Raw genomic sequence first — 19,372 nt, 5'->3', positions numbered from 1 at the left:
GCTATACCTTATTCGATTATATCGCCGCGAAGTAAATACTTACATAATGCTACTGTGCTTATAAAGCCAAGCATTGCAATTAATAAAGCCGCTTCAAAGTACAACCCCGTGCTCATACTTATACTGTATAAAATAATCAGCGCAATCACGTTTATATACATAGTATCGAGCGCTAAAATACGATCGGGAACCGATGGACCAATTACCAAACGCCATAAATTTAATAGTAGCGCTAATCCAATCATGCTAAATACAATTAATAATACGGTTTCTAACATTGAAATATCTCCTTTAAGGGAGCCTCATAACGCTCTTTTATTTGTTTAATAAGTGCTTGCTCGTCTTTAAGATCAAGTACATGAATAAGCAAATAACGCTGTTTTGGTTGCTCACCTTTATTAAGTGATTCTAAAATAGGATATACCTCAGCGCTCACAGTGCCAGGTGTGAGTGACACGCAGCTTGCCAAAATAGTAATCGGCATTTCATGGGTTAAATCTACGGGTACTTTAACAAATGCTGGGCGCATGTTTTTACTTGGCCCAAGTATTAATACAGCCACTTGTAAGTTGGCCACTATTATATCGTACAGTACAATAAAAACTTGTTTAAAGGCTAATCCGGGCCTTAAAATTAATGGCTGAGGATCGCGAAACGATATAGTAAATAACGGAATAACAATCGCAAATATAGCCGCTAATACCAAGTGCCCTGCAGACACACTATTATTTAATAACAGCCATACTATAAATAAAAATACACTACGAAATGGCGTAGGTAACAATCTAAAACGTGCTTTTAGTCGCATTAAACACCTCCTTTAAGCACGGCATTAATACCACCACTTATGTCGTGTAATTGGGTTGCGGCCTTTATGGTGTACTCACTAATAGCACCACCAAAAACAACTAGCATTACTGAGCAAATAAGTAACCCCACAATAGCAATTACTTGCAATGGATGCGCGTTTGGTGCGTCATTTGGCTCACTACCTGTGTACTTACCTTCCCAAAACAAACTAGTTCCGGCGCGTGCTAGTGCAATAATTAACACTAAACTGGTAATTAAGTAAGCAGGCCAAAATACAAGTGCATTTTCACTATTGAGTGTTGTTTTTAAAATCCAAATTTTGCCTACAAAGCCTGAAAATGGCGGCATGCCTATTACAGTTAATGCTGCAATAATAAATAACGTACCTAATAAAAACGGCTGTTTTACCACTCTACCTGCTACCAATCTGTCGCCAACTTTACCGCGTTGAATAGAAATTATATCGGCGAGTAAAAATAAAGCAGCACATACCAAAGTTGAGTGTACTAAATAATATAGCAAGGCCGCCGTAGCGTTTATGTTTTGTAACGACACTAAAGCCACCAAAGTACCCACCGACACCAGTACTAAATTGGCAGTGATCTTACGTAAATCCTGAGCGGCTAATACCCCTATGGCCCCTACAACTATCGTTGCAATTGCTAAGCCCCATAACCAAGTTTGCGCCATGTGTTCAAGTTCGCCAGCTTGCTCACCAAACATAACGGTATAAACGCGTAGCATGGCGTACACACCAACTTTGGTCATAATCGCAAATAGCGCAGCAACAACTGGGGCGGCACTTGAATAGGTATTTGGTAACCATAAATGTAGTGGCAACAACGCACTTTTTAAAGCAAATACTACTAATAACAATAGTCCACCGGCTTTAGCTAAATAAACATCGTCGCCAGTAAGTAAAGATATTTTTTGCGCCATATCGGCAATATTTAGCGTGCCTAGTACACCGTATAAAATACCTAAACCAATTAAAAACGCACTCGAACCTACTAAGTTTAAAATAACATAGTGCAATGCAGCTTTAGTTTTTTGCTTGCCACCACCGTGCATAAGCAAGGCATAAGAGGCAATAAGCAGCACTTCAAAAAATACAAATACGTTAAATAAATCGCCAGTTAAAAATGCACCATTTACACCTAAAATTAAAAAGTGAATTAGTGGATGAAAAAAACTGCCGTGTTCATCATCGCCTGCACATCCGTACAGCACAACCATTACGCCTAAAAATGAAGTAAGTGTTACCAACAAGCTAGAGAGCATATCTGCAACAAGTACAATACCAAATGGTGCTGACCAGTTACCTATTGCGTATACGTTAATACCTTCGTTGTGTACGGTTATCAGTAATAAAACACTCACTACAAATGTAATAATGGCCATTACGCCTGAAGCCAAACGACGGGCAAATAAGTTTTTACCACACGGTGGTAATAGTAAAATAATAGCTGCTAGCATAGGCAGCAATACAGGAAGCGATGTTAAATGCTGAATCATTTTTTCACCTTGTACTTACTTTTAACAAGGTGACCATCAACATGGTCATTACCTAAATCTGCACGGCCACGTATTGCTAATATAACCACAAAGGCGGTCATTGCAAAACCAATTACAATGGCTGTTAACACTAAAGCTTGCGGCAGTGGATCGGCGTAATCTGCACCTGTACCTAATACAACAGCTTTATTTGTGGTTAGTCGACCCGATGAAAATAAAAACAAGTTAACTGCGTAAGAAATCATAGTTAGACCAAGCACAACTGGAAAAGTACGTGCTCTTAGCAGTAAAAACACACCGCAACTAATTAATACACCCACGCACGACGCGTATAATAACTCCATTAAACATCACCTTCTTTTTGCTCTGCACTTGTGGTCATATCACCTAAGCTTGCTAATATCATCAATGTGGCACCCACTACGGTTAAGTACACACCAAGGTCAAATACAATGGCACTTGCTAACTCTGTTTTACCAATAAATGGAATGTCAAAATAGTCAAACCACGTGGTTAAAAATGGCTTATCAAAAAACCAGCTACCCACACCCGTGAACATAGCAATAGCGATACCCGAGGCAATAATTTTTCGGTAATTAACATCAAAGCGCTCACTGATCCAAGTAGAGCCATGTGCCATATACTGCAAAATAAAGGCAATAGAAGTAACAAGCCCGGCAATGAAGCCGCCGCCCGGCAAATTATGACCACGTAAGAAAATATAAGCCGACACTAACAGTGCAAGCGGGAGTAAGCTTTGCGAAATACTGGCTAATAAAATAGGGTGGCGCTCGCGTGCCCATGAACGGCCATCACTGTCGGTTGCAGGCATAAACAATGGAATTCGCGATAAAAGCTTAAAAATCCCTAGTGCTGCAATACCTAATACGGTAATTTCGCCCAGCGTATCAAAGCCCCTAAAATCAACTAAAATAACGTTAACTACATTGGTACCGCCACCACCGGTTTTGGCATTGGCAATAAAAAAGTCAGAAATAGAATCAAGCGGACGAGTAAGCAAAGCGTAACAAATACTGGCTATAACAACGCCCACTGTCGAGGCAATACTTAAATCACGTAATATACGCAATGAGCTTGATTCTCTTGGGGTGCTTTGCGGTAAGAAAAACAATGCCAACATAAGTAGTATTATTGTTGCCACTTCTACCGTTAATTGCGTTAAGGCTAAGTCTGGTGCCGAAAAGCGGGTAAACACCACAGCTACCATTAATCCCACAATAGATACCATTAACAAAGCGACCATACGCGATCTATGGCTTATCACTGTGGCAATGGCACCTACAATTAACAAGCTAGCACCTATGCCGTTGTGTAAATCAACCGGTGTATTTGGCACACTTCCCGCTAATTTTTGCATTTCGAATAACGGCCAACCAGCAGCTAATAAAATAACGCCCAACATAATAAATACATAACGTTGCAGTGAGCCATTTTCTGTTTTGTTTATTTTATCTTGGCTCCAATCAATAACGCATTGTACTAAATGATCAAACATTTTTTTAGCGTTTAGCGGCGGTAAAGACGCTTGAAATTGAAACAGGTGTTTACGGTTAACATAAATAAATAAGCCGCCAGCAACTGCCATGGCACTCATTAATAACGGTAAATTAAAGCCATGCCAAATGCTCAGCTGATACTCTGGCATTGCTTTGCCCAGTACTGCTAATGAGGCTGCCGATAAAATACCATCAACTACAAAGTGCGGAAACATGCCAACAAGTAAACACAACACCACTAATATTTCGATGGGTACGCGCATATAACGAGGCGGCTCGTGTGGCGTACGCGGTAAATCTATTGGGTCGCCATTAAAAAACACATCGTGGATAAAGCGCGCCGAATAAGCCACGGCAAATGCCCCCGCAATGGTTGCTAAAACTGGGATTAACCACGACATAGAGCCAAGTACTTGCTGATGCAGTGTTTCGGCAAAAAACATTTCTTTTGAAATAAAGCCATTAAGCAAAGGGACACCCGCCATTGCTGCAGCGGCAACCATAGCAAGCGTTGCTGTGTAGGGCATAAAGCGCCACATACCATTGAGTTTACGCATATCGCGCGTACCTGTTTCATGGTCAATAATACCAGTGGCCATAAACAGTGACGCTTTAAAGGTGGCGTGATTAATAATATGAAAAATAGCGGCAACAGTAGCAAGTTCGGTATCTAGGCCAAGCAATAGCGTAATTAAACCTAAATGACTTATCGTTGAATACGCTAATAAACCTTTTAAATCATGCTTAAATAAAGCCACGTATGCGCCAAATAACAAAGTAATTAAACCTGTTAAGGCAACTAATATAAACCACATTTCGGTGCCCGCTAAGGCCGGATAAAAACGCGCTAACAAAAAGATACCCGCTTTAACCATGGTCGCCGAATGTAAATAGGCGCTCACAGGTGTTGGCGCTGCCATGGCATGAGGTAGCCAAAAATGAAACGGAAATTGGGCCGATTTAGTAAATGCACCTAATAACACTAAAACCAGTGCAAGCTCATATAGATCGTGCGATTGAATAATTGCTCTGCTGGCTAAAATTATATCTAGGTTATAACTGCCAACAATGTCGCCAATTATCAGTAACCCACCAAGCAGCGCTAAACCACCGGCTCCGGTAACTGTAAGCGCCATACGTGCGCCCTTGCGCGCCTCTGACTTATGCCACCAATAACTAATTAATAAAAACGAACTTATACTGGTTAATTCCCAAAACACCCATAGCTGAATAACATTATTAGACATAACAATGCCAAGCATTGCGGTCATAAATAACATTAAGTAGCTATATAGCTTTGCCATTGAGTCGTTATTACTTAAATAATAACGAGAATATAAAATAACCAATAAGCCTATGCCCAAAATCATAAATATAAACAGTAAACTTAGACCGTCTAAGCGCAGGGAGAAATCGAGCCCTAAACTTGGGATCCAAGCAGCACTAAAACGAATAGTTTCACCGGCAAGTACCGCAGGCGCATGATATAGAGTTATGCAAAGTGCGATTAATGGTGCAAGCATAGTTAAGCTTGTCGCTTGGTTTCGCGTTAGTTTGCCTGTAAATGCAGAAATAACACTGCCAATTAAGGATAGCAGGGGTATCCAGAGCAAAGTCATAGTAAAGGACCTTTTAAAATCATAAATTTATCAATACGCTATTCGTTATAGTTAATTACCAAAGTGACTTGGGCATTAGCTTTTGTGGTCTGCTTTTTTAACAGCATTAATACGTATAGTTATACTGATAAACGCCGTTTTTGTCTATAGAAAGCGCCTCTAGCTGCATAATTATCAAGCAAATTTATATATAAATTAATGCAACAATATCAACTATGTTCGCTTTTCATACGCCTTAGAGTAAAGACTTTAAAATTTAGCGTGGCGTTATTGAGCGTTCCATGAAGGAGTTAAAACGAGGAAACACTGTAAAATGGGTATTTATGTGTGCTTGCCACAACGCTCTGTATTGCGCCGAGAGAGCCAACTGCTGATATTGCATAATAGACCAAGCTTCACTGGGCTTATAAGCCACGGCCCCTTGCTGGCAGCTCTGGCTTTTATACCAACCTACTGGTGGGGTAGCTTCGCTATTTGCTAAAAACAAATTAGGTGCCACAAAACCACTTTGTGCACACAGCCAAGCTTGCTTCGTTTTTGGTAGCGCGTATTCATCCTCAAAACCATTAAAGTGCATTAACTCATGTAAAAACACCTGGTAACCTGCTTTTGAATTTAATTGCATAATGCCACTGCGCACATTTGCACTTCCCTGCTTGGGCATCATTACTATAAAGTCAAAATCAGTAGGAAGCTGTTTTTTTAGCCTAGCGGTTTGCCAATCGCACTGCGCCATTTTATTTGCTGCACTACTACAATTAATAGCACCGCCAACATAAATCGGTTGTGATAAACAAAAAACCCCAGCACTGGGCTCAGGGCGCTTATTGTATTGCTTTATAAGTTTAGCGAGCTTATATAACCCGCTACGGTGATCGCTCATCATTAACACGTTAAACAAACATTGTTCATCCGCTTTAACCTCTGAACTCAATGATAAAAAACCAAGGCGCTGCATAAACGCTGTGGGCAGGCTGCTATAAGGCTGAGTTGTTTGCAGTTTAAGATGATTTAATGCATCTCCCTCAGGCAATAACCCCTGCTTTGCCAATAATTTAAGATCGCCCCATTGAGATTGAGCTAATAACTCCATCGCTAATGCTTGGCGTTTTGACTCACTCATAGTATGGGTGTTTTTTTGCCAAAATAACTTTGCAGTATCGGTATGGTTATTTTTTAATAATTTAAGTGAATATCTATATTGCGCGGCAGGTATTTTATTTCGCGCTAATGAAGCGAGCGCAATATCAGGGAGTTGCTGTAAATGCAGAGAAAAATAATCAGGAAATAGCCAATAACTTTGTATTATATTGGCCTTGGCATTTAAAACCTGCCAAAAGCCAATACTGTTAGCATGATTACTCGAGCCACGAATTAATAGGCTACACAGTAATACTACCGCTAGTTTATAACGCTTAGCTTTCGTCAACACCTGTCATCAACTCAAGTTCTAATCGCGCATATTTATATTCAATAAACTCATGCACGTTGGTAGCCAGTGCCAGCTTAAAATAATCAGCGGCTAAATTAATATTACCTGCTGCTTGATGCGATTTTGCCAAATAAAAGTAAGCCTCGCATAATCGCTGTGCGTATTCTTGCTCTGATTTAACCCCATCACTAATAACAGATAAAAAATCATGTTCGCTAATATCGCCCAGGTAAAGCGCAATTAACTGATACGCCCATTGCGATTCATCAAGTGCTTTAGCATTGGTTTTAAGCACACTAAGTGCTTTAACTTTATCATCCTGTGCTTGCGCTAAAAAAAGCCATAACACACGGTAAGGATCGTTTGGAGAGCGCGCTAAAAACTCATTAAAATCGTTTTGTGCAAGCTCTGCTCTGTCGCCATAGTACAGTGCAATACCACGATTTAAATACGCATATTCATGTTCTTCGTTAAGCTCAAGGGCTGAATCAAAAAGCTCATAGGCTTTTTCATACTGCTGCATTAAGGTATGTTGAATACCTAAAAAATTATACACCTCGGCTAAATCTGGTTTTAATTTAACAGCACGATTAAAGTCAATTCGCGACAACGTGGTCATGCCTAAACTGTCAAATAATACACCCCGATCATAATAAAGTTTTGCTTGTTGCTCAGGGCTTAGATCTACTCTATTTAGTAGCTCTGAATAACGTGCAATTGCAATTTCACTTCTAAAATCAGAGGCGAGAGGCGCAGTAAAAGGCACATTAACAATCGGCATTGACTCAGCTTTTGAAGTGCTTTGGCACGCGCTTAAAGACAAAATAGTAAAAGATGCCAAGGCTAAATGTTTGAGTGTCATTAAAATCCTTAATACCAAGGTAAGTAGCAAATAAATAAGACATGCGATGTCTAGTAAGGTTCATATTAACTGCGTTTAGCTAATAAATTATTTAACGCTTTAAAATAATGATATCCGTTCAACTTAAGCGCTTAAAATAATTAACTTTAAATTCAATTGCTATAAGCAGTTAGTTTCATTAAAGCATAAAAAAAGGGGCTAAACAGCCCCTTTTTATGTTATCCAGTAAATATAACCGGATTAAGTATTAGCAATTATGCGTCAGTTGGCGCATCAGCTGCAGGTGCTGCAGATTCCATTGCTTCTTTAATACTTAGACGTACACGGCCTTGGCGGTCTACTTCTAGTACTTTAACTTTAACTTCTTGACCTTCAGAAAGGTGATCAGTCACGTTATTAACACGCTCAGTACTAATTTGCGAAATATGTACTAGACCATCTTTACCAGGAAGAATATTTACAAACGCACCAAAATCAACAATACGTACAACTTTACCTTCGTAAATAGTACCTACTTCAAGCTCAGCAGTTAATTGTTCAATGCGGCTAATTGCATTTGCTGCACTTTCGCCGTCTGTTGCTGCAATTTTGATTGTGCCATCATCACCAATTTCAATCGTTGTGCCAGTTTCTTCAGTAAGTTGACGAATTGTTGCGCCACCTTTACCAATAACTTCAGCGATTTTCTTCTGTGGGATCTTCATAGTATAAATACGTGGAGCAAACTGAGAAAGCTCTTCAGACGGTGCAGAAATTGCTTTGTCCATCACTTCTAAGATATGTAAACGTGCAGCTTTTGCTTGTTTAAGCGCAATTTGCATGATTTCTTGAGTGATACCTTCAATCTTAATGTCCATTTGTAGTGCTGTAATACCGCCAGCAGTACCCGCAACTTTAAAGTCCATGTCGCCTAAGTGATCTTCATCACCTAAGATGTCAGAAAGAACAACAAACTTATCGTCTTCTTTAACTAGACCCATTGCGATACCCGCAACAGACGCTTTAATTGGTACACCAGCATTCATAAGTGCAAGTGAAGTACCACACACAGAAGCCATTGAAGATGAACCGTTTGATTCAGTGATTTCAGATACTACACGGATTGAATATGGGAATTCAGTCAATGTTGGCATTACTGCTGCAATACCACGCTTAGCAAGGTTACCATGGCCGATTTCACGACGCTTAGGAGAACCAACAAAACCAGTTTCGCCTACACAAAAAGGAGGGAAGTTGTAGTTAAGCATAAAGTGGTTTTTATGCGTGCCAGTTAAATCGTCGATTAACTGTGAATCACGCTCTGTACCAAGTGTAGCTGTTACAAGTGCTTGAGTTTCGCCACGAGTAAAGATAGCAGAACCGTGAGTACGCGGTAATACGCCAGTCATTACGTCAAGTGCACGAATCATATCTGGTTCACGACCATCGATACGCTTTTCGCCAGCAGCGATACGGCCACGAACGATTTTCTTCTCAAGTGAACCGAAGATTTTACCAATTTCTTGCTTATCTAAAGACTCGCCTTCAGCAAGTTCGCTTGTTAATACAGCAACAACTTCATCTTTAGCTACGCCAAGTGCTTCTTTACGCGCTACTTTATCTGTAATGCGGTAAGCTTCGCCCACTTTATCAGCAGCAATAGACGCTACTTTTTCTTCAAGTGATACGTTTTTAGCTGGTGCAGTCCAATCCCAAGTAGGCTTGCCTGCTTCTGCTTTAAATTCTTTAATTGCTGTAATGATCGCTTGAGCTTGCTCATGGCCATAAACAACCGCACCTAGCATAATGTCTTCTGCAAGTACGTCTGCTTCTGACTCAACCATTAATACTGCGTTATCAGTACCAGCAACAACTAAGTCTAGCTTGCTTTCTTCTAGCTCTTTTAGTGTTGGGTTTAGTACGTATTCGCCGTCGATGTAACCAACGCGAGTAGCACCAATTGGACCACTGAACGGAATACCAGAGATAGCAAGTGCAGCTGAAGTACCAATTAACGCAACCATATCAGGTTGAATTTCAGGGTTAACAGAAACAACAGTAGCAATAACTTGTACTTCGTTTACAAAACCACTTGGGAAAAGTGGACGAATTGGACGGTCAATAAGACGTGCAATAAGTGTTTCGCCATCGTTAGGACGACCTTCGCGCTTTAAGAAACCACCAGGGATACGACCAGCAGCGTACATACGCTCTTGGTAGTTAACTGTTAGTGGGAAAAAGTCTTGGCCTGGTTGCGCTTCACGTTTACCAACAACAGTAACAAGTACTGAAGTGTCGCCAATGCTTGCAAGTACAGCGCCGTCTGCTTGACGAGCGATTGCACCAGTTTCTAGTGTCACTGTGTGTTGACCTAGTTGAAATTCTTTAATAATTGCTTGCACTTAAAATATTCCTTAAATGTTTTAAAATGTTTTTAAGTTGTCATCTAAGTACCAATTACAGTACATAATTGTATTTATTTTAAAATCAATTAAGTACTACAATTGGCGATGACGTAAATAAACGTAACTAAACCTTTTTAGCTACGCGCATAGTATATACCAAAGCGCCGTTAGAATGCGAGTCTAGCTATTAGATAAAAGCTAAGCCTTATGAAGGCTAAAAATGACGACCTTTGCTTACCTATTAAATGGAGGTTTTATTTTATAATTCAAGGTGTTTATAAAACGTCGTGCTGAATTTTAGGCACAAAAAAAGGAGCTAAAAAGCTCCTTTTTTGATAATCAAGTGCTTAGCGACGTAGGCCAAGTTCTTTGATTAACGCAGTATAACGCGTGATGTCTTTACCTTTAAGGTAATCAAGCAATTTACGACGTTGGCTAACTTTGCGAAGCAGACCACGACGTGAATGGAAGTCATGCTTGTGATCAGCAAAGTGACCTTGAAGCTTGTTGATATCAAAAGTAAGTAATGCTACTTGTACTTCAGGTGAACCAGTGTCGCCTTCAGCACGTGCGAATTTAGCAATGATATCGATTTTTTCTTGATTGCTTAGTGACATAATAACTCCAAAAATTAAATTTAAAAGGTGCTTTAGCCGATCACTAATTCAGCCAAAACGATTAAGCGGGCGTATTCTACCAATTGTACAAATAACTACAAGTTAATTATCCCATCAATATAAATAAGCTGCTGAAAATATTTAAAGCAACTATTTATTCGGGTTTTACATAATCATCTTGTTGGCTGGCCAAGCCACGTTTAACTTTTAAATGGCCGCTGGCATTACGCTCGCCTGTACCAATAAAAATACCGTCAGCTACAACCTTAATTACGCCTTCAGGCAAATCTATATCAAGGTCTATTGCTTGGCCGTGACTAAAAATACTGCCCTGCTCTTTACTTATCTCAACAACCGGTAAATCAACTAAAGCTGTATCGAGTGGCAATAACAACGCGTCTAAATAAGTAGAAGGTGCAACTTCTTCGTCTTTAGCTTTTGCTAATAACGCTTCAATTTCATCTAGCGACACCATTTTTTCTGCAGGATATTGACCAACCGCAGTGCGGTGCAGCATAACAACGTGTGCGCCACAACCTAGCTTTTCACCTAAGTCGTCAACAATAGTACGAATGTAGGTGCCTTTAGATACATGCGCCGTCATTTGTATTACGTTATTCACTTCATCAAATTCGTCAAACGTTAAGCTAAACACGTTTATTTTTCTGCATTTACGTGGTACTTCAATACCCTCGCGTGCATACTTATATAAAGGCCTACCTTGATACTTAAGCGCCGAGTACATTGACGGGTACTGATCTGACTCACCAACAAAAGCGGCAATTTCTTTAATCAGTTGTTCACGCGTTACATTTACATCTTTAGTGCTAACAATTTCACCATCAGAATCTGATGTCGTTGTTCTCTCGCCTAATTTAGCGCGTACCACATAGGTTTTGTCTGTATCGAGTAAAAACTGTGTAAACTTGGTTGCCTCACCAAAGCAAATAGGCAGCATACCGGTTGCCAATGGATCTAGCGCACCTGTGTGCCCCGCCTTTTGTGCAAAGTACACACCTTTTGTTTGCTGTAGTGCTTTATTTGATGAAATGCCAATTGGTTTGTTTAACAACAAAATACCGTCAACTGGACGGCCTTTACTGCGCTTTGCCATCTGTATTAGTGCCTTCTTCGCTATCTGTATCAATATCTACGTGCTTAGTCTCATCTTCGCTGTTAGTTACGTCATCTTCATGATCAGTGCTGTCTTCAACATCTGTTTCATCTGCAACATGTTTAGCGTTGTCTTCGCGAATAATGGAATCAACTAAGTTAGATATACGCATACCTTCCATTAGTGAGTTATCAACTAAAAACTTTAACTCAGGCATAATACGTGCACGAATACGCTTACCTAGTAACGAGCGGATATAACCGGTCGCTTCGTTAAGTACGTTTGCACTTTGCTTCGCTGCATTATCATCTTGCGTATTAAATACCGTAATGAATATTTTCGCATAAGATAAATCGCGCGATACTTCTACCGCTGACACTGTCACCATACCTAAGCGTGGATCTTTTATTTCGCGTTGTAAAATTACCGCAATTTCTTTTTGAATTTGCTGAGCAACACGATCTGTACGAGAAAATTCTCTCATTGCATTTGTCCTAAAATCATAACCTATTGGAATATAATAATAAGTTAATTAAATAATGGATACACAAATGGGGGCTAAGCCCCCATTTATTAGTCTAGCTAGCTAACAATTAAAGAGTACGTTGTATTTCAACTGTTTCAAATACTTCAATTTGGTCGCCAACACGAACGTCATTGTAGTTCTTAACGCCGATACCACATTCCATGCCGTTACGAACATCAGCAACATCGTCTTTAAAGCGACGAAGTGACTCAAGTTCACCTTCGTAGATAACCACGTTATCACGAAGTACACGAATTGGAGCGCTACGTTTAATAACACCTTCAGTAACCATACAACCAGCAATTGCGCCAATTTTTGGAGACTTAAACACGTCACGAACCTGAGCAAGACCAATAATCTCTTGCTTAAATTCTGGTGCCAACATACCCGACATTGCTTGTTTAACTTCGTCAATCAAGCTGTAGATTACGCTGTAGTAACGCAAGTCTAAGTTTTCAGACTCAATTACTTTACGAGCAGAAGCATCAGCACGAACGTTAAAGCCAACCACAATAGCGTTAGACGCTGCTGCAAGTGTTGCATCAGTTTCGGTAATACCACCAACACCTGAACCTACTATCTTCACTTTCACTTCATCAGTAGAGAGTTTAGTTAGTGAATCAGAAATTGCTTCGATTGAACCTTGAACGTCAGCTTTAAGTACCACGTTAACTTCAGACACATCGCCTTCAGTCATATGACTAAACATGTTTTCAAGCTTAGCTTTTTGTTGACGCGCTAGTTTAACATCACGGAATTTACCTTGACGATATAAAGCAACTTCACGCGCTTTACGCTCATCTTTAACTACAGTTGCTTCGTCGCCTGCAGCCGGAATACCAGAAAGACCTAAAATTTCTACAGGAATAGAAGGACCCGCAGACTTAATGTCTTTTCCGTTTTCATCGCGCATTGCACGAATACGACCATACTCAAGACCACATAATACAATGTCACCTTGGTTAAGCGTACCCGATTGAACAAGTATCGATGCAACTGGACCACGGCCTTTATCTAAGCGTGATTCAATAACAACACCTGCAGCCATACCAACAGTTGGAGCCGTAAGTTCTAGTAGTTCAGATTGGTTTAATACCGCTTCTAAAAGCTCATCAATACCTAAACCTGTTTTTGCAGAGATATGAACGTACTGCGTATCGCCGCCCCATTCTTCAGGAATAACGTCAAGCTGAGCTAGCTCGTTCTTAACGCGATCTGGGTCTACGCCTTCTTTATCCATTTTGTTTACAGCAATGATTAAAGGAACGCCAGCAGCACGTGCATGCTGTACCGCTTCTTTAGTTTGTGGCATAACACCATCATCTGCTGCAACCACTAAGATTACGATATCAGTCGCTTGAGCACCACGAGCACGCATTGAAGTAAATGCGGCGTGACCCGGAGTATCTAAGAAAGTGATCATGTTGCCATTAACATCAACATGGTATGCACCAATGTGCTGTGTAATACCACCGGCTTCGCCTGAGGCTACTTTAGCTGAACGAATGTAATCAAGTGTAGATGTTTTACCATGGTCAACGTGACCCATAACAGTTACAACTGGTGCACGTGGCTCAGACTTACCATCTTCATGGCGATCGTTTAGTACTTTTTGCTCTAATTCGTTTTCTTTAACAATGATAACTTTGTGGCCCATTTCTTCTGCAACAAGTTGTGCAGCTTCTTGGTCAATCACTTGGTTAATAGTAACCATGTCGCCCATTTTCATCATTGTTTTTACAACTTCAGCGCCTTTAACAGCCATGCGTGACGCAAGCTCTGCAACTGTAATTGTTTCGCTAATACGCACTTCATTTTTAACATCAGCAGTTGGTTTTGTAAAACCATGCTGTAGCGATGTAGGTGCTTTTAACTTGCCTTTATTACGGCCTTTAGACGCTGCAAATTTATCTTTTGCTGGCGCTTTTTTCTTTTTCTTCGCACGGCGTGTGCCTTGCTCATCACGAGCATCAGCAACATCTTCTGCTTCACGTGCGTAAGTAGAAGTTGTAAGGTGGTGATCAGATGTTTCTTCACGCTTCTTACGCTCTTCTTCTTCTTTCTTCCAGCGTGCTGAGTTCTCTTCAGCTAGCTTTCTTGCTTCTTCTGCTTGACGTTTCGCTTCTTCTTCAGCTTTCTTCAATGCGGCCTCTTCTGCTTCTTTTTGCAGACGCTCAGCTTCGATGCGATCTTTCTCAGACTTAGCACTTTGCTCTGGGGTCATCTGCTTTTGTTTCGCTTTACGCTCTGCATCAGCTTTGCGTTTAGCTTCTTCTTTAGCTTTACGATCAGCGTCTTCTTTCGCTTTACGTTCTGCCTCTTGTTTCGCTTTCAATTCTGCGGCTTCTTGTGCAGCTTTTTGCTGCTCTTCAAGGCGCAGTTTTTCTTCAGCGGCTAGGCGTAGCTCTTCTTGCTCTTGCTCCATTGCGCTTTTCTTCACGTAGGTACGTGTTTTGCGAACTTCAACTTGAACAGACTTTGCTTTGCCCGTTGAGCCAGTCACACTTAATGTGCTTTTGCTCTTACGTTGCAATGTCATACGCGCTGGGCCATCTGAACCTGTGCCGCCATGCTGCTTGCTTAAGTGATCAAGTAACGTCGCTTTTTCAGCTTCGGTTACGCTTTCGCCTGCTTGCTTGGTAATACCGGCTTGTGAAAACTGCTGTAGCAATTTATCAACAGTTGTACCTATATCACCGGCTAGTTTTTCAACATTTACTTCTGCCATAGTCTCTAATACCTCCGTTAATAAATTACTCGTCTGCAAACCAACAAATGTTACGTGCAGCCATAATCAGTTCACCTGCTTTTTCAGGTGATAGTTCTGTAATATCCACTAATTCATCAATACCTTGCTCAGCTAAGTCTTCAAGTGTAATTACACCCTTGCTTGCCATAACAAATGCTAAATGACGTTCTAAGCCTTCAAGCGCAAGTAAGTCTTCAGCTGGCTCTGCGCCATCTAAGCTTTCTTCCGTTTTAAGTGCTTTAGTGGTTAATGCGTCTTTTGCACGTGAGCGCAATAGATCAACCGTTTCTTCATCTAAGCCATCAATTTCTAAAAATTCAGATGCCGGTACATACGCAACTTCTTCAAGTGACGAGAAACCTTCGTTAATTAATAATGAAGCAAATTCATCATCAATTTCTAAATTTTCAGTAAATAAGTTAAGTAACTTATCTGACTCAGCTTCGTTTTTGCTACGCATGTCTTCAACAGTCATTACGTTTAGTTCCCAGCCAGTTAATTGGCTAGCTAAACGAACGTTTTGACCATTACGACCAATAGCTTGTGCTAGGTTATCAGCTTCTACAGCGATATCCATTGAGTGCGTATCTTCATCCATTACGATTGAAGCTACTTCTGCAGGTGCCATTGCGTTAATAACAAATTGTGCTGGGTTATCATCGTAAAGTACGATATCAACACGCTCACCGCCAAGTTCTGACGATACAGCTTGAACACGTGCGCCACGCATACCTACACAAGCACCAATTGGGTCAATACGTTTGTCGTTAGACTTAACCGCAATTTTAGCGCGCGAACCTGGATCACGTGCAGCGGCACGTAATTCAATCATTTCTTCGCCGATTTCTGGCACCTCAATGCGGAACAATTCCATTAGCATTTCAGGCTTAGAACGCGTTACAAATAATTGTGCGCCACGTGCTTCTGGCTTAACTTCGTATAGAAGACCGCGAATACGATCGCCTGGGCGGAAGTTTTCACGCGGTAGCATGTCGTCACGGTAAATTACCGCTTCAGCATTATTACCTAAATCAAGAACGATCGCGTCACGAGTGGCTTTTTTAACCACACCCGTTACTAACTCACCTTCTTTACTTTTGTATTCTTCTACAACTAAAGCACGCTCAGCTTCACGTACTTTTTGTACGATAACTTGCTTAGCCATTTGGGTTGTAATACGGTCAAATTTAATTGAATCAATTTGCTCTTCAACGAAGTCACCCATTTGCAAGTCAGGTTCTTCAACTTGCGCTGCTTCTAGGGTAATTTCGCTGTATGGGTTCTCTAAAGACCCATCTTCTAATACTGCAGCAATCTGCCAGCGACGGTAAGTATCGTAGTCACCTGTTTTACGGTCAATTGCTACACGTACGTCGATGTCACCACCGTGCTTTTTCTTTGTTGCTGTTGCTAGAGCGAACTCTAAAGCTTCAAAAATCTTTTCTTTTGGAACCGCTTTCTCATTGGAGACGGCTTCAGCAACCAATAATATCTCTTTTGCCATGGGTTATGCCTCGCTTGCCCTATTCCTTTGCGCTCGAATTAAAACTTTGCAATTATGTTCGCACGCTCAATGTTGCTAAGCATAATTAAATGCTCTGTACCATCACTAGATAGTGTAATCATATCGCTAGTAACTGCTATTAAATCGCCTTTAAAATTACGACGACCGTCTTGTGGAAGTTTAGTACGTAATTGTACTTCCTCTCCTTGCGCCTGCTCGTAGTGATCTTGTTTGAATAATAGACGATCAACACCAGGAGACGATACTTCCAAATCATATTCATTTGTAATTGGGTCTTCGACATCTAAAATCGCACTTATTTGGCGACTCGCATCTGCACAATTATCAACTGAGATCCCAGCCTCATGAGTAATATAAACTCTTAAGGTAGAATGGCGACCCGCTTGTACAAACTCAAGACCATGTAATTCAAAACCTAACATTTCTACCGCTGGCGTTAACATAGCTACTAAATCTTGTTCAAGTTTTGTCACGAAAATCCTCCATACAAACAAAAAAAGGGCTTATAGCCCTAAAATATTGAGTTTAAACTTTGATTTGATCACCATGTCACAAATCAAACAGTGCAGATACAACAACGCCCCGAACCAAGCGGGGCGTCACACCAAAAAGCACAAAACTGTGTGGCCTAGGGCCAAGCTTGGTTGCGAGTCAAAAATCTGACTAAATTAAACTACAGTAGCTTAAACGCAAAACGCGCATTACTTAGAATGCGCGATATAAATTAGTAAGATTAAACCCACTATTATGATTGGTTGCGGGAGCCGGATTTGAACCGACGACCTTCGGGTTATGAGCCCGACGAGCTACCAGACTGCTCCATCCCGCGCCAATAGATACTAAACTTAATAATTTAATATCGCTGTTAGTAATATCTTTCAACATACTAAACAATGGCGGGTATTATAAGTATGTACGCCGTAATTAGCAACCATAATAAGTAATAAGTTTATAAAAAAAGTGACACCAAATAGCGTGTTTATAATTTAACGCGTAATTATTTAATTTTGTTAATTTTTGCACTTATTATCCAAATTTAGGAATTTTTAAATCTATGTTTTTATAAAGTAAGCGATCTTGATGTAATAATTTTGCGTATTAAATTTATTTGGCTTAGGCATGACACACTTTAATACTCTTAGACTCATTTTGGGCGATCAGCTCAACCCTGCTCACTCATGGTATAAAGATAAAAAAACCAATACCTTGTATGTTATTGCAGAGCTAAAACAAGAAACCAGCTATGTTAAGCACCATATTCAAAAAATCTGTGCATTTTTTTGCGCTATGGAAAACTTTGCAACAGCATTAAACCAAGCCGGATTTAATGTACTGCATTTAACATTAAACGAAACCTGTAATGATGAAGATTTACCCGCATTGCTTACCCGTATAGCAGCGCAACATCAATGCAATACTATTGAGTACCAATACCCAGACGAATATAGATTAAAAAACCAGTTAGCCCACTTTGCAAACACCAGCCCATTAACGGTTAGCAGTGTTGACAGCGAGCATTTTTTACTGCCCTTTGAGGAAATAAAACACCGCTTTATAAAAGATAAACACATAACAATGGAGCATTTTTATCGCGCAATGCGCAAACAATTTAATATATTAATGGATAGCAACAAACCACACGGTGGAAAGTGGAACTTTGATAGTAATAACAGAAATAAACTTTCAGCCGCCGACTTAGCACAAATCCCGCCACCTAAATTATTTAATAACGATGTAAGCGCTATAATTGCGCGTTTAAATAAACATAATGTTAGCTACTTTGGTAAAGCCGCAGAGCAACTTCCTTGGCCCACAACCCGAAAACAAGCCATTAGCTGCTTAGATTATTTTTGTTTGTATTTACTGCCTCATTTTGGCCAGTTTCAAGATGCAATGACAGAGCAAAGTAAACATAACAGTAGCCTGTACCATAGCCGCTTATCGTTTGCTTTAAATGCAAAGTTAATACACCCACTGTATGTAATAAAGCGCGTAATAGCCCAGTACGAACAACGTCCTAATGATATTTCTATTGCTCAAGTAGAGGGATTTGTTAGGCAAATATTGGGCTGGAGAGAGTACGTACGCGCAATTTACTGGATTAACATGCCAGATTACGCAACTAAAAATCAGCTTAAAGCCAAAAATACATTACCGCCGTATTTTTGGCATGCTAAAACTAAAATGAACTGCATGCACCATGCGCTCTGTGAAAGCTTAACTACTGCATACGCCCATCATATTCAGCGCCTCATGGTTATTGGTAATTTTTGTTTATTAACGGCTATAAACCCAGATGACGTTGATGCTTGGTATTTGGGCGTTTATATAGATGCTATTGAATGGGTAGAAATGCCCAATACTCGGGGTATGAGCCAATTTGCCGATGACGGAATTATTGCCACCAAACCCTATGCGGCAAGCGGTAACTATATTAATAAAATGAGCGACTACTGCAAAAATTGTCACTATAAAGTAAAACAAAAAGTGGGCGATGACGCCTGCCCGTTTAATAGCCTTTACTGGCATTTTATGCACACGCACAGAGCAAAGTTAGAAAAAAACCCACGTATTGGCATGGTGTATAAAAACTGGGATAAACAAGAGAATACGTTACAGCAAAGTACATTACAGCAAGCCACTTACTATTTGAACAATCTAGCAAGCCTGTAACTTTTAACTTCTTATCAGGACAGCAAAAA

Annotated in this window: 15 protein-coding genes and 1 tRNA gene; 1 reads left to right on the top strand and 15 read right to left on the bottom strand. The window is 40.4% G+C overall.

Translation table 11 applies throughout. From position 1 onward, the window contains the following. Nucleotides 1-8: 8 nt before the first annotated feature. The 15 genes from AAEZ18_RS03495 to AAEZ18_RS03425 form a co-directional block, all read right to left on the bottom strand. The gene (locus AAEZ18_RS03495) at nucleotides 9-278 is read right to left on the bottom strand and encodes a K+/H+ antiporter subunit F (RefSeq protein WP_011327697.1); all 270 of its coding nucleotides are present in this window, start codon (nucleotides 276-278) and stop codon (nucleotides 9-11) included. After that, nucleotides 272-808: a Na+/H+ antiporter subunit E gene (locus AAEZ18_RS03490; protein WP_011327696.1), complete on the bottom strand. Its 537-nt coding sequence runs from the start codon at nucleotides 806-808 to the stop codon at nucleotides 272-274. The genes AAEZ18_RS03495 and AAEZ18_RS03490 overlap by 7 nt, the downstream gene beginning before the upstream one ends. Next, nucleotides 808-2,325, bottom strand: a complete 1,518-nt coding sequence (locus tag AAEZ18_RS03485) for a monovalent cation/H+ antiporter subunit D (protein ID WP_011327695.1) — start codon at nucleotides 2,323-2,325, stop codon at nucleotides 808-810. Before AAEZ18_RS03485 ends, AAEZ18_RS03490 begins: the two co-directional genes overlap by 1 nt. Continuing rightward, nucleotides 2,322-2,669, bottom strand: coding sequence for a Na+/H+ antiporter subunit C (locus AAEZ18_RS03480; protein WP_011327694.1), 348 nt, complete (start codon nucleotides 2,667-2,669; stop codon nucleotides 2,322-2,324). Before AAEZ18_RS03480 ends, AAEZ18_RS03485 begins: the two co-directional genes overlap by 4 nt. Next, the gene (locus AAEZ18_RS03475; RefSeq protein WP_011327693.1) at nucleotides 2,669-5,461 is read right to left on the bottom strand and encodes a monovalent cation/H+ antiporter subunit A; all 2,793 of its coding nucleotides are present in this window, start codon (nucleotides 5,459-5,461) and stop codon (nucleotides 2,669-2,671) included. Before AAEZ18_RS03475 ends, AAEZ18_RS03480 begins: the two co-directional genes overlap by 1 nt. Before the next feature lie 256 nt (nucleotides 5,462-5,717). Next, nucleotides 5,718-6,893, bottom strand: a complete 1,176-nt coding sequence (locus AAEZ18_RS03470) for a hypothetical protein (protein ID WP_192532066.1) — start codon at nucleotides 6,891-6,893, stop codon at nucleotides 5,718-5,720. Beyond that, nucleotides 6,877-7,755 carry a lipoprotein NlpI gene (gene nlpI, locus AAEZ18_RS03465; protein WP_011327691.1) on the bottom strand — a complete coding sequence of 293 codons (879 nt, stop codon included), beginning with the start codon at nucleotides 7,753-7,755 and terminating at the stop codon, nucleotides 6,877-6,879. Before nlpI ends, AAEZ18_RS03470 begins: the two co-directional genes overlap by 17 nt. 254 nt (nucleotides 7,756-8,009) lie before the next feature. Continuing rightward, nucleotides 8,010-10,136 carry a polyribonucleotide nucleotidyltransferase gene (gene pnp / locus AAEZ18_RS03460; protein WP_011327690.1) on the bottom strand — a complete coding sequence of 709 codons (2,127 nt, stop codon included), beginning with the start codon at nucleotides 10,134-10,136 and terminating at the stop codon, nucleotides 8,010-8,012. 350 nt (nucleotides 10,137-10,486) lie between these two features. Further along, nucleotides 10,487-10,756 (bottom strand): 30S ribosomal protein S15, encoded by a 270-nt coding sequence (gene rpsO / locus AAEZ18_RS03455; protein WP_011327689.1) that lies wholly within the window; start codon nucleotides 10,754-10,756, stop codon nucleotides 10,487-10,489. A 154-nt stretch (nucleotides 10,757-10,910) separates the two neighbouring features. Then, on the bottom strand, nucleotides 10,911-11,870 hold the full coding sequence (gene truB, locus AAEZ18_RS03450; protein ID WP_350550975.1) for a tRNA pseudouridine(55) synthase TruB: 960 nt from the start codon (nucleotides 11,868-11,870) through the stop codon (nucleotides 10,911-10,913). After that, nucleotides 11,854-12,354, bottom strand: a complete 501-nt coding sequence (gene rbfA / locus AAEZ18_RS03445) for a 30S ribosome-binding factor RbfA (RefSeq protein ID WP_011327687.1) — start codon at nucleotides 12,352-12,354, stop codon at nucleotides 11,854-11,856. The genes truB and rbfA overlap by 17 nt, the downstream gene beginning before the upstream one ends. A 109-nt stretch (nucleotides 12,355-12,463) precedes the next feature. After that, nucleotides 12,464-15,124 carry a translation initiation factor IF-2 gene (gene infB / locus AAEZ18_RS03440; RefSeq protein ID WP_011327686.1) on the bottom strand — a complete coding sequence of 887 codons (2,661 nt, stop codon included), beginning with the start codon at nucleotides 15,122-15,124 and terminating at the stop codon, nucleotides 12,464-12,466. Nucleotides 15,125-15,149: 25 nt separating this feature from the next. Next, nucleotides 15,150-16,649, bottom strand: coding sequence for a transcription termination factor NusA (nusA, locus tag AAEZ18_RS03435; protein ID WP_011327685.1), 1,500 nt, complete (start codon nucleotides 16,647-16,649; stop codon nucleotides 15,150-15,152). Between the two features lie 38 nt (nucleotides 16,650-16,687). Beyond that, nucleotides 16,688-17,143 carry a ribosome maturation factor RimP gene (gene rimP / locus AAEZ18_RS03430; protein ID WP_041454374.1) on the bottom strand — a complete coding sequence of 152 codons (456 nt, stop codon included), beginning with the start codon at nucleotides 17,141-17,143 and terminating at the stop codon, nucleotides 16,688-16,690. A gap of 279 nt (nucleotides 17,144-17,422) precedes the next feature. After that, a tRNA-Met gene (locus AAEZ18_RS03425) sits at nucleotides 17,423-17,499 on the bottom strand. A 290-nt stretch (nucleotides 17,500-17,789) separates the two neighbouring features. On the opposite strand from AAEZ18_RS03425, the gene AAEZ18_RS03420 reads away from it, so the two are divergent. Then, on the top strand, nucleotides 17,790-19,343 hold the full coding sequence (locus tag AAEZ18_RS03420; RefSeq protein ID WP_192532699.1) for a cryptochrome/photolyase family protein: 1,554 nt from the start codon (nucleotides 17,790-17,792) through the stop codon (nucleotides 19,341-19,343). The last annotated feature ends 29 nt before the right edge of the window (nucleotides 19,344-19,372 follow it).

The organism is Pseudoalteromonas sp. 19-MNA-CIBAN-0066 (genome assembly GCF_040308705.1).
Lineage (GTDB): Bacteria > Pseudomonadota > Gammaproteobacteria > Enterobacterales > Alteromonadaceae > Pseudoalteromonas > Pseudoalteromonas nigrifaciens.
Note: the sequence above shows the minus strand (reverse complement) of the source record. Positions and strands in the feature narration are given on the sequence as shown.